The organism is Photobacterium iliopiscarium, from assembly GCF_003026395.1.
GTDB lineage: Bacteria > Pseudomonadota > Gammaproteobacteria > Enterobacterales > Vibrionaceae > Photobacterium > Photobacterium iliopiscarium.
This window is the reverse complement of sequence record NZ_PYOO01000007.1, coordinates 1-14,765: the sequence shown is the minus strand read 5'-3', so window position 1 is coordinate 14,765 and position 14,765 is coordinate 1. Positions and strand designations below refer to the sequence as shown.

Here is a 14,765-nt window from a genome sequence, read left to right as displayed (position 1 = left end):
CTTAACGTGTATTTATTTTGTTACTTTTTCGATAAAACGGATTATCAGTAGTAAATGTTATAATATAACATTTATATTTGCGGTACTAAGTGGTAATGTATCGCATTCAAAATTGATGGGGATCAACGATCCTGATTGATTTAGGATATAATTGTTGTTAGTACCCTAATGTCGGTATTATTTAATCATAATTAAATGTCCCTCTACGGCAGGGATATGAAGAAATGCTTAGGAAGAATATGGTAAATGTTAGGGCAAGAGTGCCTTTTAAAGTAGGTCTTAACAGCAATCTCCCAGCTGAATTGCTTTCGTTTAATGGCCTTGAATCAGGCAAAGAACATGTTGCTATTATTTTTCAAGGTGCAGATAAAACGCTAGCCCCATTGGTTCGTATGCATTCAGAATGCTTAACCGGTGATGTGTTTCATTCTTCACGTTGTGATTGTGGCGAGCAACTTGATGAAACCATCGAAAAAATGGGTAAAGTTGGCGGTATTATTCTTTACTTACGCCAAGAAGGGCGTGGCATTGGTTTATATAATAAAATTGATGCCTATGAATTACAGACTCAAGGTATGAATACCTATGAGGCGAATAATCATCTTGGTTTTGATGATGACTTGCGTGAATTCTCTGAAGCTGCACAAATGTTGAGAGCGTTAGGCATCAATGAAGTACGCTTAGTGACTAACAATCCGAAAAAGATTTGTGATCTAGAAGAGCATGGTATCAATATCATTGAAGTGGTTGGTACAAAAGCACACGTCAAAGATGGCAATGAAAATTATTTGAAAGTGAAAGCCTCACACGGTAAACATCGCTTAAAATTTGACTAGCATTTATAAAACAAAATAGCCTCATAATATTTTTTCTTTAGTTGAAAGTATTATGAGGCTTTTCTTTGACTAAAAAATAAGCCTAAATACCCAAATTTACTAGCTATTAGTTTTTCTAATGTATTTCATAATAAACTATCGTGCGTTATCAACAAGATTCACTTGTTAGTTATTAATCAGAAGACTACTATTTGCGCTGATTTTACAGGCATAGATACTATTTAAACGAACATGCTTCGTCTTCAATAGCAGAGATACTCGATTCTATATTTTTCTTCTTATTTGATATGTTGATTATTAATAATTAACTAACAATATTAATTTTTTTGAGGGTGATGGTTGTGATTAAGCAATCTTCGGCTAGTAATATGAGTAAGTTGTTATTATTACTCATTATTTTAGTTGCTGTAGGACAAATGACACAAACAATGTATGTGCCAGCTATTCCTGAAATGGCAACATTTTTTACTATTAAGTCAGCATATTTACAAGCGGTAATGGCTGTATATCTTATTCCGTATGGATTATCACAGTTTATTTATGGTCCATTATCTGATCGTATTGGTCGTCGTCCGGTGATTATCTCTGGAATGGTGATTTTCCTTATTGGTACTTTCGGTACATTATTATCATCCAATTTCCATTGGTTCTTGTTTGCGACCTTTATTCAAGGTTGTGGTACGGGTTGTAGTGGCGCGATGTGTCGTACAGTACCTCGAGATAGTTATGATGGAGATGATTTACACCAAGCTAATAGTCTAATTAGTATGGGGGTTATTTTATCGCCATTAATTGCACCTGTTTTAGGCGGTTATCTTTCTAAGCATTTTGGTTGGGAATCGGTGTATGCGTTTCTATTAGTATTTGGTGCTGTTGTCACTATCGCTATGATGAAATACTTTAGTGAAACATTGCCACCAGAAAAACGTCATGCTGAACGAGTATTGGTAAGTTATCGTTATGTATTAAGTAATCGTCGTTTCCAAGGTTATGTGATTTGTCTTATTGCTACCTTTGCGGGTATTGCTGTATTTGAAGCATCAGCCGGTGTTTTACTGGGTAGTGTGTTGAAATTAGATCCGATCACTGTGAGTTGGTTATTTATTTTACCTTTACCCGGTTATTTAGGTGGCGCTTGGTTATCAGGACGGTTAGTTCGACGTTTAGGTATTGATCGCGTATTAGTTGTTGGCATGATTGCACTTGTGCTGGGTGCGGTGACGATTATTATTCCAGGTTTTGCGGGTTTAGTTACCATTAAAAGTTTGATTGGCGGTGCATTTTTGTATTTTGTAGGAACCGGTATGCTATGTCCTGTTGCAACAACAGCAGCCGTACAACCATTTCCTAATCATGCAGGAACAGCAGGGGCTGTACTGGGTGGTTTACAAAATGTGGGCGCAGGAGCGGCAACATTAGCGGCATCATTTATGAGTGCGCAAAGCCAATTTAGCTTAGGTGCGGTTATGAGCGTAATGGCGATTATCGTTATCATGAGTTTATGGTGGATCCGTTACAGTAAACAAGATACGACAATTCTTGCACGTTAATAATATTTGGTTGTAAGAATATTGGTTAGCGAATCGCGAATTAATAATAGCGATGAGTAAAATAAAAGGCGCGGAATACGACTTTCTAACGAGTGAATTCTAGTTGAAAGTATATTTCGCGCCTTTTTTATGGGGAGCGTATTGACTTAGTCACGCTTCCATAAAATATGACAGCCTTTGTTTTCAGGATCGCGACTGATCAATAAACGAGCGAAAACGTCATCAAGTTCGTCATTTTCTTCGTTAACTAGACCTACACAGACTTCTGCGTAAAGATCTTTATCGATTTCACACGCTAAATGCTCTTCCCAATCATCACGGGTTTCAACAACTTCTGCTGCGCCACGCTCATCAAATTGTAGGGTAAAAAGCAATACGTCAGCAGGCTCTAAGTTATCTGCTGCCATTTCTAGAAAAATATCGTATGCAACGTCAATAACATCATCGTATGAAATAAGGTTTTCTGTTTCCATGATACTGATTGATCTCTATCTGTGTTTAGTAGTGTTATTATACCGAAACCCTTGGAATATGCGATATTTAGCGATAATCGTTAGTTATGTGGATGATTGTTCTGTTGAATCTCGACATAGTTAGGGGGAATTAGTATTTATTCGGTAAGTTAATGACCCAGATCGATAATAAAACGTCATTAATATGTGTTGGTTGATGTAATGAGTATGTTTTGTGGCTAAGTTTTTACCTCGCTTGAATGATCAAACCGCTTTTCAATTAGATTTTATGCCATTGTTGATGGCTACCGTTACCGATTTACAATCTCACGTGACGGCATTACACAGTATTTATCTTAATGGCAGTATTGCTTATCGGCAGGCAACGAGCGGTATTTCTGATTTGAATTTGACGGTGGTGCTCACGGCTCCGTTGACGATGGAAGAGCAACATCGAATAGCCAGTGTGTCACAGACGTTACGCCGTGATTATCCTGTGATTTCAACAATTGATATTACATGGGTATTGCTTGATGAGGTGCTGTCTATTACTGCTATCTTCAAATGGGGCTTTTGGTTAAAACATTGTAGTGTGTGTTTATATGGTACTAACCTCAGTGAACAATTTGGTGATTTTGAACCTTGTTGGGAAATAGCTAAAGCCTTTAACCACGATATTGCAGCAGCTTTAGTAACAATAGAACAACAGATTAGGCGCACTAAAAGTATTAGCGAATATCAATATTATTGTCGGTGCGCGGGTAAGAAAATGCTAAGAAGTTGCTTTATGTTGGTGGCTATCTATGTTGATGATTGGGCATATACTGATCAACAATGCGCGAATTTTTTCCTGACGCGTTATCCAGATAAAGCGACAGAAATTGAACGATTATTTGTATTAATTAATGGCCCACAAGTACCCAAGAAAGCGTCTCTTTTTATGTTGTCGCAATTTGGCTCATGGATCGTGAATGAGTTTAATAATATTGAACGAAAAATCGGCTAACACTTATTTTATCCTATTAAGATCAGATTGAGGTTTCTTTGCAGTCAAATTCAACCGGGTTTGTATTAACTCGTCAAAGTCGAGATATAAAAGGACAAACGGAAATTGTTCTGTGGGTAAAAACCGCCACGGGTCCTTGTCGATTATCGATTGTTGGCGATAAACCTGTGTTCTTTATTTGTGCAGATCAGCAGCAACAAGCCATGGATATTATTCGCGCGATTAATATTCAAGTACAGTGGAAACCGTTAACGCTCAAAACATTTCAGCATCAGAATATCGTTGGTTGCTATAGCGATACTATTCGTGATAATTACGCCATTAGTAAAAGTTTACAGGCTGAAGGTATTCAAGCATTTGAAGCGGATATTCGATTAGCTGATCGCTTTTTGATGGAACGTTTTATTCGTGGCGGGCTAGTTTTTTCTGGGGATGTAAACCAGCGTAATGGTTATCAAGATGTATTGTTTACCAAAGCCAAAGCCGCTGATTATATTCCAAATCTGACCTTGGTCTCTCTAGATATTGAGTGTTCAGAAAAAGGGGTTTTATACTCGATTGGTTTTCATAGCCAGATGGACAGTCGCGTCATTATGGTTGGAGAGCGCCCCTTTGATTATCATGCCAATGCTGAACTTAATATTAAATGGGTGGCTGACGAAAAAGCATTATTGTTGGCGTTAGAAGCATGGTTTATTGAGCATGATCCGGACATTATTATTGGGTGGAACGTGATTGATTTTGATTTTCGATTATTGTTGCATCGCGCAGAGTGGAACAAAATTAGTCTTCGTATCGGTCGAGGTAAACAAACCCCGCATTATCGACATTCTACCCAAAATGCCAATCAAGGTTTTATCAGTATTCCTGGTCGAGTGATCATGGATGGCATTGATACCTTAAAAACGGCTTCTTATAATTTTCGCTCGTGGTCGTTAGAAGCCGTTTCGCAAGAATTATTAGGTGAAGGTAAAGCGATTCATAATGTGCATGATCGTATGGCGGAAATTAACCATATGTTTAAGCACGATAAATTATCTCTGGCAACATATAACCTACAAGACTGTAAGTTAGTGACACGCATCTTTAAACAAACACATTTGTTAGAGTTTGCGATAGAGCGAAGTCGTCTTACGGGGGTGGAGCTTGATCGTATTGGTGGTTCAGTTGCGGCATTTACCAATCTTTATATGCCGCAATTACACCGCGCAGGTTATATAGCCCCTAACCTTGAAAGTGAAAATTGGATCGCCAGCCCTGGTGGTTATGTGATGGACTCTAAACCTGGATTATACGATTCAGTGTTAGTTCTCGATTTTAAGTCACTGTATCCCTCTATTATTCGATCATTTAGGATTGATCCAATGGGGCTGGTGGAAGGTTTATTGTTAGAAGAGGGAAAAGCTGAACACCAAGCTATTGCTGGTTTTCGTGGTGGTCAGTTTCATCGAACGCGTCACTTTTTACCTGAAATGATTGAATCATTATGGGCTGCACGTGATCGGGCTAAACGTGAGGGAGATAAAGCCTTTTCGCAAGCGATTAAGATCATTATGAATTCGTTCTATGGTGTTTTAGGTTCATCAGGGTGTCGTTTTTTTGATCACCGTTTAGCATCGTCAATTACTATGCGCGGTCATGAAATTATGAAATTAACCCGAGATCTGATTGAAGCAAAAGGTTATGAAGTCATTTATGGTGATACAGATTCAACTTTTGTATCACTTAAAAGTGCGCACTCTCAGCAAGATGCCAATCATATTGGTAATGCACTGGTTGAGCATATCAACCAATGGTGGCAACAACACTTACAACAACACTATGGTTTAGTGTCAGCATTAGAAATTGAATATGAAACGCATTATCATAAATTTTTAATGCCAACTATTCGTGGTCAAGAAACCGGCAGTAAAAAACGTTATGCAGGATTAGTCTGGCGTGGTGATAATGAACAAATGGTATTTAAAGGTTTAGAAACCGTACGCACAGACTGGACACCATTAGCGCAACATTTTCAGCAAACATTATATTCAATGGTCTTTCATGATCAGGCTGTTGATGATTACATACGTGATTATACCAATCGAACTTTAGCGGGGGAGTTTGACGATCAATTAGTTTATCGTAAGCGTTTACGCCGTAATTTAGAGGATTATCAGAAAAATATTCCGCCTCAAGTGCGTGCGGCAAGGTTGGCAGATGAAATGAATGCTAAACTAGGACGTCCTTTGCAATATCAACAAAAAGGGGCAATAGAATATGTGTTTACAACCTCAGGCGCAGAACCCGTTGAATATCGTCAAAACGCTATTGATTATAATCATTATTTAGAAAAGCAATTAAAACCTGTAGCTGACGGCATTCTTATTTTCATAGGAAAATCGTTTGATAATATAACCGCGTCACAGCTAGGTTTATTTTAATAAATAATAATAATTATGTATCGAGCGATATATATTCATTAAATCTATTTTTGATTGTTTATTTATAATAATTTATTTTTTTTTAAACTATATGGTATTACGTTCATATATAATCACCTTGATTTTTAATTGGTGATAACTATGAAATTTAGACATGATATAAATGGTTTAAGAGCAATTGCTGTTATAGCAGTTGTTCTTTTTCATTTTAATACTCCATTACTCTCTGGTGGCTTTGCTGGAGTAGATGTTTTTTTTGCAATATCTGGCTTTCTAATGACAAGTATTATCATTAGAGGAATAAATAATAATAACTTCTCAATTCTTTCTTTTTATAAAGCTAGAGCTATTAGGATTGTACCTGCATTACTCGTTATGAGTGTAACGGTCTTATTACTGTGTTATTTTATATTAATACCATTAAAGTTTGAACAACTTGGTCGACATGTTATGGGTAGCCTTAATTTCATGTCAAATATAACATATTGGAAAGAATCTGGTTATTTTGATACATCATCTCAAACTAAGTGGTTATTACATACTTGGTCGTTATCAGTAGAATGGCAATTTTATTTACTATATCCTATTTTATTAGTTCTACTAAAAAAAATCTTCTCGCTAAATGTGATTAAAAAAATATTAGTTATTATGACCATGCTTGGTTTTATATTTAGTATTTATGCATCATATTATTGGCCTTCACCTGCATATTATCTATTTCCGACGAGAGCTTGGGAAATGATGATGGGTGGGTTAGTCTTTATATATCCTATTAATATACAGGCATCTAAAAAGAAATATGTTGAATATAGCGGGCTATTTTTTATCATTGTCAGTTATTTCTTTATTTCAAAAACAGACATGTGGCCGGGATATTTAGCCTTTATACCTGTTTTTGGCGCTGCATTAGTTATATTAGCTGCAAATCAAGATAGTATAATTACGAGTAATAAATATATACAAAAAATTGGCTTATGGTCTTATTCTATTTACTTATGGCATTGGCCTATTGTTGTTCTTGGTCGTTATTTAGATATTCAATATTGGGCTGTAATTGGTATTCCAAGTTCTGTTTTATTGGGCTTTTTAAGTTATACCTTGATTGAAAAGAAACGGTTTGAATTAAAAGCTATTTTTATTCCTTATTTGTTTGTGTTGCTTCTATCATATATTGTTTTATCACATGTAAATATCTTTTATAATATCCCTAAATCAATATTTAAAGCTGTTGTGACTAATACGAAAACTGATCATAATGGTGCTTATACGTGGAGTAGGATTCGAAAACTGAATAAGAAAATAGACTTTATTACGCATATTAAAAATAAAGTGTTAGTGATTGGTGATTCGCAAGCGGGTGACTTCTTAAATGCTTTTTATGATGCGAAGTTAACTAAAAATGTTGAAATAGTTACTCGTGTGGTAGAAGCAGATTGTGGATTCTTCTATTTAACACCAAATGAACAAGAAAGCGCATATTTACAGTCGCCAACAATCAAAAACAGTACAATGTGGCAGAATAAATGTAAAAAATTCATAAAGCATGTTGATGATGGTAATGCGTTAAAAGATGCAAATGTGATTATTCTTGCTATGTATTGGCAAAATGTAAATATGGATTGGATATTTAAATCAATTGAAAATATTAGAAAGAAAAATCCTAATGCAGAAATATATGTAGTTGGTGGAAAGTCTTTTGATACTCAGGTATCAACACTTGTTTATAATGCTTATCGTAAAAAAATAGATATTGGTTCTTATGCTGCGAAAAATATCGCAAGTAATAATAAAGAGAACAGGGTATTCCAAAATAAATTATTTGAATCAAAATCGGTTTTAGCAAAATATAATTATCATTTTATTAATATGACTAAGATTATGTGTCATAACGATAAGTGTGATGTTATTGATAGTGATAATAATATTTTCTATTCTGATCGACGTCATACAACTCGTGCAGGAACTAAATATATAGGGATGCAGTTAAATAAAATGCATGTATTTCCCAATACAATAGTAAAGCCGATGTAATTACAACATGATTTAGAGCGCGCTAATGATATTTAGCGCGCTTTATTTTGACCAAAAACGGTTAGTCAAAGTAAGTGACATGTTTTACATTATCACTGCTTGCTAAGATAGGATCAAAATTAATAACACCACGATTTTGAGTACAAATCTTATAAACATGATCACATTCAAAAATCGCTAAAATTTCGTCATTAGCACGGAAAACCTCAGGAGGTAATTTTCCTATTTCACCAATACATTCAACGCCTTCGTGAGTCCAGACTAATTTTTGAATACGTTTATCATTCGTTGGTTTTGGTGCTGATACATGTTCTGCAATTGATGAATAAACAGATTGTGCTTGATCAACATTTTTAGCCAATGGTACGAAAAAATCCATGGTTCCCTCCAGTTAATGTCTTTATTTTCTAATCAATGAATAAGCATTTTTAAGTGATAGATTATTATCTATCCGTGACAATGCTAATAACCTTAGCAGAATTAGTGACTAAAAATCAACACACAAATATAACAATTAATAATGACATTAAATACAATATTGTCACATTAATTGTATTGTTTGACTCTATGTAGGATTTAAGTACGGGTAGGCGAGAATGGTTTATGATCAAAGAAGGAAACTAAAATCATTAAGAGTGAAGTAACATGGAGCAACTTGATTTTTTTGATGTGCCAAGCCCTTGTATTGGCTGTTGTCAGGTCAATAATCGAGGTTATTGTAAAGGATGTTATCGAAGTCGGGACGAACGTTTTCATTGGCAGCAGATGACGGCAGATCAAAAAATTAATGTCATAAAGTTATGTCGACAGCGCTATTTACGTATTATGCGTCGTCAGCGGTATACCGCTGATCAAGAGAGTAGCGCTCCGTCACCACAGCAACAATTCATTTTTGACGATATTCATAAATCGCAGTCATAAAAAAAGCACTCCGAAGAGTGCTTTTTTGAAGAGTTTTATGAACCCGCAATTAGATGCGTTTAAAGTCCATGTGCTCAACCTTTGGCTTGTACACGTGACGTTGGATGTCTTGAGGCTTAACCTTAACTTCCTGGCCATCGATTACAAGAACAAAACCTTCGTAGAACTCAGGCTTATCCATTTGGTTGATAACATCACTGTGCTTAAGAGCGATAGCTACTGGTGCAGCTTCGCCACCGTAAACGATTGCTGGGAAGTGCTCAGTAAGACGAAGGCGGCGGCTCGCACCTTTACCAAGGTCTGTACGTACAATTGCATTAAATTTCATAATCAATACTCTTTGATTTAATAAATTTACTAAGTAATGCGACCTTACTTAGCATCGTAAAACGAGCGCGCATACTAACAATCAAAACAAGTACATGCAAGCACATTAAACGTAATGGACTTTTTTTTATTGGTTAAGGTAATTATTGATTATTATACCAGCGTTTAACGTGTTTTTTATCTCCTTAAACAACGGCTTATTTATAAAAAATAATAATGAGATCGCAAGCACGTAAATACACACGATAATGATAGTAATTCTCATTCGTATATGTATAATCATCGGCGAACTATATTGTTGGATTATTGTTAAAGCAGGGAATTATGAACAAACAACTGACACTTATCGCTAGCTCTCTCATTATGGCATTTTCTTCACCATCACTTTTTGCGCAAGATAGCGTTTCTCAATTTGATGAAATTGTTGTTTCAGGAACTCGAACAGAAGAGTCGATAAAAAATATACCTGCCTCTGTGGCTAAAGTTACCTCTGAGCAAATGAATAAAAATTTAGCCACAGATGTAAAGCAAGCATTGAAATATGAACCCGGAGTGTCGGTTAATGGTAATGGTCGATTTGGTATGGAAGATATTACCATTCGAGGCATGAAAGGTAGTCGCGTTAAAGTGTTAGTTGATGGGGTTGAACAGCCAGCATCTTATAATCCTGGCGCTGATGCAATGCGTAAGAATAGCAATAACTATGAGATTGATACGCTCAAAGCAATTGAAGTGAATAAAGGACCTACATCAACCTTATATGGTAGTGATGCTTTGGGTGGCACTGTGATCATGCGCACTAAAAATCCTGAAGACTTATTAAACGGTGAATCATCACATGTTGGTTTAAAGAGTGGTTACGCAAGTGCTGATGATCAATATAAGCTAGGTGTTGAAGCGGCTAAGCAAATAGGTGATTTAGAGACAATGATCATCTACACCTATCGTAATGGCCATGAGACCGATGCTTATGATACTCATGATAACAGCAAAGGGGTAACGCGTAAGTCAGCTGATCCGTTGAATATTGAATCGCACAACGTGTTAGCCAAAGCGTTCTATCAGATAAACAACGCTAACCGTATTGGGTTTACGGGTGAGTATTATACGCGTAGTGCTAATGGCGATATTTTGTCTCGTGATGGTTATAGCGTTATGCCTGGGTTTACTTATACTAAAACACGCGGTGTCGATGAGGATAATCGTAAACGATTTGGTTTTGAGCATGAATGGCTAGCGAATAATGCCGTGTTTGACTCATTAAAATGGCAAGTCAATTGGCAACAACAACATAGCCAACATGATAATTATGATCATACCGATATGTTTGGTAATCGTAACCGTTATCGTGAAGGGGAAGATACCAGTAAGCAATTTGATATTCAGTTTGCTAAAGCCATTGAGTTGACGCAATCACGCCACAAACTGACTTACGGTGCGACGATCGTCAATGATGAGTTTGATTTAAATTACATTGATTATAATGTAGATAATGGCACTTCTAAGCCTGGGCCGACGGAAGTGCCTAAGGCGAAATCTGAAAAACGTGGCGTGTTTATTCAAGATCAGATCTTCATGCTTAATGATAAAGCCGTGGTAACAGCTGGCGCACGTTATGATGAATTTGAAGCTAAGCCTGATTCAAATTCTGGTTTGGAAGATCATAAAAGTGAAGCGTTTACTGCCCGTTTAGGTGCGGTATACCATTGGAACGATAATTTCAGTACTTATGCTCAATACAGTCAAGGGTTCAGAGCGCCGACACTGTATGAAATGTATTACGATAAAAATAATATTGCGCATGGGTACATTATTAAATCAAACCCTAATCTTAAACCTGAAGAAAGTAATTCTTATGAGTTAGGATTACGTGCAGAAAATCGTATCGGTAATGTAACGGCATCTGTTTACTATAATGATTATTCTAATTTTATTCAGAAAGTGACAACAAACTCTAATAATATCGATATTACGACCAATGAAAATATAGATAAAGCCCGTATTTACGGTGCAGAACTATCGGTGAACGTGTGGTTAGATGAAATTATTAATGCGCCAATGGGGACTTACGCAAAAGTATCTGTTGCATACATTGATGGTGAAGATAAACAAACAGGTAAAACACTTGATACGATCGCACCGTTAACCTCAGTGGTTGGTGTCGGTTATGATGCCCCTAATGAAGCGTGGGGAACGGCCTTAGATGTTAAGATGGTTGCAGCGAAAGATAATTGGCAAGATAAAAGTAATCTGAATGTTGCTGGCTACACCGTGGTTGATTTAACGACGTATTACCACCCAGTAAAAAACATGACAGTGCGTGCGGGACTGTTTAATGCATTAGATAAAGAATATTGGCAGTATCAAGATTTGGCTGGTACGAACCAAACGACAGATGGAATTGATCGTCGTAGTCAACCTGGACGTAACTTTGGTATCAATCTTAACTACGATTTCTAAACTTTTATCGGCTAAAAAACAGTAAAAATAAAGCCGTGTTAGGATCTTTTTAATATAAAGATCATTAACACGGCTTTTTTGATTTAAATAATTAAAGCGTTATAGATTTTTTAGAAACGCATTATCTTCTAGAACAATTAATGGTTCAATATCACTGTCTTTTTTGATGACCAATGAATTATCAGAACGCAAACAAACACCACCGTAATTACCATCAACAGTAAAAGTACAGACTTGAATATATTTATTAGCGACTTTTGGTAAACACCATAATTGCTGATAAATGTCCTTCTGGTCGTTAAATTGACCATCGGTTTTATCTAACACAGATTCATTATGGCTGACTAAATCGATATTACTGCCACAACGTCCTGCAATTGGTTTAATCGCATAACCTGTTTGGCTGAGTTCATCAGTGATACTAAAATCGGTATCCAATAAGTAATGATGATGAGGGAATAATGACCACAATACAGGCAGAATCGCTTTATTGCTTGGGATCACCGTCCATAGTGGCTCAAATACTTTGATTTCAGGGCGCAATAACACGTCAATTAAACGTACTTTTGTATCTGGATAGCCAGTATGAATCGGCACTGCCGCATATTCGGTAGAGCTAACTTCACGCACTTGATCTATGGCTGTTTCCCATGCCCATGTTTTCCAAACGCATTCAATTAAACGTTCATTATCATCAATTAATTGGCCGGCTGGATTCCAATGAATACCGTCTAATCCTTTAAGTATTTTGCTTTCAATGCCTGCTAAAGTAAGGGCTTTTTGCATGAATAAAGCGTGATAATCTTCTTCATCATCATCGTCTTGCATGATATGAACGAAAGAATATTTCTGGCTGTATTTCCATACACTGGCAAGTTCATTCAGTAAATCTTCTGCTGGGCTATTTTCGGTAATATCACCACCTTGTTCTGCCCACTTTTGAATGATTAAACAGGCTTCAGTATGGCAAGAAGCTGAGTCAGCATTGTATTCATAAACCTTTAAGCCTTTTTCATCCATACAGAAATCTAAACGACCTGTTAGCATGCTATGGCGGTGTTTTTGCCATGATAAACGCAACCGTGGCCATAGGATTTCTGGAATATCAAACAGTGCTAATAAATTATCATCTTGCAGTACTTTATCTGTTGCATGTAAGTACATCAGATGCAATTCATTGGTTGCTTTAGCTAGCTCTTGTTCTGCACTTTCTGAAATAGTGAAATAGCGGTAGATATCATCATTGAGTAACTTGTCGGCATTAACGCGTGAGTACGTTTGTTCTAGCTCATCATTACTATCTAACCAATTGGTTTCAAACTGACTGCTATTTAATCGCCAAGCTGCTTGAATATTAAGTAATTCAGGGGCAGGAGAGGGTTGGGGTAGGCTATAAGTTGCATCTGCATTGTAAGCCATCCAACCTAAAATTTCGGTATCATCAAAGGTATCTTCAATGGTGTAACCACCATCTTCAACATGTAATGTGAGTTCACGTGTCCATTGTTGACCTAATGGTAAGGGGGCAAAAGTCACATTTTGTTCGGCAATCATTACTTTATCATCTTCAATATGAGTAATAATTGCAACGTGGCCTGTGTCTTGAAATTCCCCCCCTTTTTGCCAAATTAATAATGATCCGACAACAGGTTTTTGGCGTGAACCATTTTCAAAAGCATATAAAGGTAAAATTTTATCGTTAACCACTTGGCGTAAGAACCGTAACGAGAAAATTTCATACGCCATTCCTACATCAGTAAAGACTAATCCATAGTTGATGTATAAAAAACGACGCGCAAATTCAACACATTGCCATTTATACCCCATGTATTCACCATGAATATAACTTCTCATTGCAGAGTCATCAGCATATTCATCTTCATCGATGGTGCTGTAATCAGAAGAATAAATAGCGATACCCCCTGCGGCATAACCAAGTAAAGTACCGAAAGGAGCATTATTGGGATTATCTATATTCATGTTTTTGGCCTAATTGATGGTTTAACCTTTTTCGACCGATGATGTGGCTCAGAATAGTGAGCGTTATTGAATGCATACGCATCAGGGGAGTGTTGAAAATAAAGGCTTTTCTATAAGCTAAAACTTTTATGGAGCGTTTTCAATACAGAACATAGGCTTGTGAATATATTTCAATGATATGGGCGTTTTACGCAACGCAAAAAAACAATGGACAGCCATAACCTTGCATAGAAAACAATGGACAGCCATAACATTGCACATCAACTATGAGCTACTATAGTTAAGCTTCAAGTTGCTTATGGTGAAACGAATGACAATCTCAAGACGAAAATTGATAGAGCCTCAAATTACCCCTTTTTATCATGTGATTAATCGCTGTGTACGCCGTGCGTACCTGTGTGGGGATGATCCGTATAATGGCAAAAACTATCAACATCGTCGCGGTTGGATAGTAAATAAAATCAAACAATTAGCCGCTGTGTTTTGTATTGACGTGTGTGCTTATGCTGTTATGAGTAACCATTATCATTTAGTGCTAAAAATAGATATTGAGCAGCAACAAAAATTAACCCCAGAAGAAGTAATATCACGTTGGTTACAGTTATTTAGTGGTCATCCTATCGCGGTCGATTTTTTAAAAGAGGGGCAAATTAGCTCGGATAAACAACAAGCATTATCAGACTTAGTGGCTGAATGGCAGCAACGATTAGGCAGTATTAGCTGGTTTATGCGTTGTCTTAATGAAGAAATAGCCCGTAAAGCCAATAAAGAAGATCAAT

Annotated in this window: 11 protein-coding genes and 1 pseudogene; 8 read left to right on the top strand and 4 right to left on the bottom strand. The window is 36.6% G+C overall.

Features of this window, described 5'->3' with window-relative positions; translation table 11 throughout:
• Positions 1-224 precede the first annotated feature (224 nt).
• Complete coding sequence (locus tag C9J51_RS11675) at positions 225-836, top strand: GTP cyclohydrolase II (protein ID WP_407675585.1); 612 nt, start codon at positions 225-227, stop codon at positions 834-836.
• A 368-nt stretch (positions 837-1,204) separates the two neighbouring features.
• Positions 1,205-2,386 (top strand): multidrug efflux MFS transporter EmrD, encoded by a 1,182-nt coding sequence (emrD, locus tag C9J51_RS11670; RefSeq protein WP_211306502.1) that lies wholly within the window; start codon positions 1,205-1,207, stop codon positions 2,384-2,386.
• Between the two features lie 146 nt (positions 2,387-2,532).
• Here the strand turns inward: emrD and C9J51_RS11665 are convergent, their stop codons facing one another.
• Complete coding sequence (locus tag C9J51_RS11665; protein ID WP_045036981.1) at positions 2,533-2,859, bottom strand: HI1450 family dsDNA-mimic protein; 327 nt, start codon at positions 2,857-2,859, stop codon at positions 2,533-2,535.
• A gap of 214 nt (positions 2,860-3,073) precedes the next feature.
• Between C9J51_RS11665 and C9J51_RS11660 the strand changes: the two genes are divergently transcribed.
• From C9J51_RS11660 to C9J51_RS11650, 3 genes are all read left to right on the top strand, one after another.
• The gene (locus tag C9J51_RS11660; RefSeq protein ID WP_045036980.1) at positions 3,074-3,844 is read left to right on the top strand and encodes a hypothetical protein; all 771 of its coding nucleotides are present in this window, start codon (positions 3,074-3,076) and stop codon (positions 3,842-3,844) included.
• A 38-nt stretch (positions 3,845-3,882) separates the two neighbouring features.
• Positions 3,883-6,267 carry a DNA polymerase II gene (locus tag C9J51_RS11655; RefSeq protein WP_107275122.1) on the top strand — a complete coding sequence of 795 codons (2,385 nt, stop codon included), beginning with the start codon at positions 3,883-3,885 and terminating at the stop codon, positions 6,265-6,267.
• 141 nt (positions 6,268-6,408) lie between these two features.
• Positions 6,409-8,298, top strand: coding sequence for an acyltransferase family protein (locus C9J51_RS11650; protein WP_107275120.1), 1,890 nt, complete (start codon positions 6,409-6,411; stop codon positions 8,296-8,298).
• A 61-nt stretch (positions 8,299-8,359) separates the two neighbouring features.
• On the opposite strand, the gene C9J51_RS11645 is transcribed toward C9J51_RS11650, so the two are convergent.
• A complete protein-coding gene (locus C9J51_RS11645; protein WP_045036978.1) occupies positions 8,360-8,677 on the bottom strand; it encodes a hypothetical protein in 318 nt (105 codons plus the stop codon).
• Positions 8,678-8,943: 266 nt separating this feature from the next.
• Between C9J51_RS11645 and C9J51_RS11640 the strand changes: the two genes are divergently transcribed.
• Positions 8,944-9,219, top strand: coding sequence for a DUF1289 domain-containing protein (locus C9J51_RS11640; protein ID WP_045036977.1), 276 nt, complete (start codon positions 8,944-8,946; stop codon positions 9,217-9,219).
• A gap of 49 nt (positions 9,220-9,268) precedes the next feature.
• Here the strand turns inward: C9J51_RS11640 and rplY are convergent, their stop codons facing one another.
• A complete protein-coding gene (rplY, locus tag C9J51_RS11635; protein WP_045040311.1) occupies positions 9,269-9,547 on the bottom strand; it encodes a 50S ribosomal protein L25 in 279 nt (92 codons plus the stop codon).
• 323 nt (positions 9,548-9,870) lie between these two features.
• On the opposite strand from rplY, the gene C9J51_RS11630 reads away from it, so the two are divergent.
• On the top strand, positions 9,871-12,006 hold the full coding sequence (locus C9J51_RS11630) for a TonB-dependent hemoglobin/transferrin/lactoferrin family receptor (RefSeq protein WP_045036976.1): 2,136 nt from the start codon (positions 9,871-9,873) through the stop codon (positions 12,004-12,006).
• 99 nt (positions 12,007-12,105) lie between these two features.
• Here C9J51_RS11630 and gss read toward each other — a convergent pair whose 3' ends face one another.
• On the bottom strand, positions 12,106-13,986 hold the full coding sequence (gss, locus tag C9J51_RS11625; protein ID WP_107275118.1) for a bifunctional glutathionylspermidine amidase/synthase: 1,881 nt from the start codon (positions 13,984-13,986) through the stop codon (positions 12,106-12,108).
• Positions 13,987-14,296: 310 nt separating this feature from the next.
• Between gss and C9J51_RS11620 the strand changes: the two are divergent.
• A pseudogene (locus C9J51_RS11620) lies at positions 14,297-14,765 on the top strand (alpha-amylase family glycosyl hydrolase); the annotation flags it as partial.

Coding starts and splice junctions, on each gene's coding strand:
- C9J51_RS11675 (WP_407675585.1), top strand. CDS start 225: ATGCTTAGGAAGAATATGGTAAATGTTAGGGCAAGAGTGCCTTTTAAA.
- emrD (WP_211306502.1), top strand. CDS start 1,205: ATGAGTAAGTTGTTATTATTACTCATTATTTTAGTTGCTGTAGGACAA.
- C9J51_RS11665 (WP_045036981.1), bottom strand. CDS start 2,859: ATGGAAACAGAAAACCTTATTTCATACGATGATGTTATTGACGTTGCA.
- C9J51_RS11650 (WP_107275120.1), top strand. CDS start 6,409: ATGAAATTTAGACATGATATAAATGGTTTAAGAGCAATTGCTGTTATA.
- C9J51_RS11645 (WP_045036978.1), bottom strand. CDS start 8,677: ATGGATTTTTTCGTACCATTGGCTAAAAATGTTGATCAAGCACAATCT.
- C9J51_RS11640 (WP_045036977.1), top strand. CDS start 8,944: ATGGAGCAACTTGATTTTTTTGATGTGCCAAGCCCTTGTATTGGCTGT.
- rplY (WP_045040311.1), bottom strand. CDS start 9,547: ATGAAATTTAATGCAATTGTACGTACAGACCTTGGTAAAGGTGCGAGC.
- C9J51_RS11630 (WP_045036976.1), top strand. CDS start 9,871: ATGAACAAACAACTGACACTTATCGCTAGCTCTCTCATTATGGCATTT.
- gss (WP_107275118.1), bottom strand. CDS start 13,986: ATGAATATAGATAATCCCAATAATGCTCCTTTCGGTACTTTACTTGGT.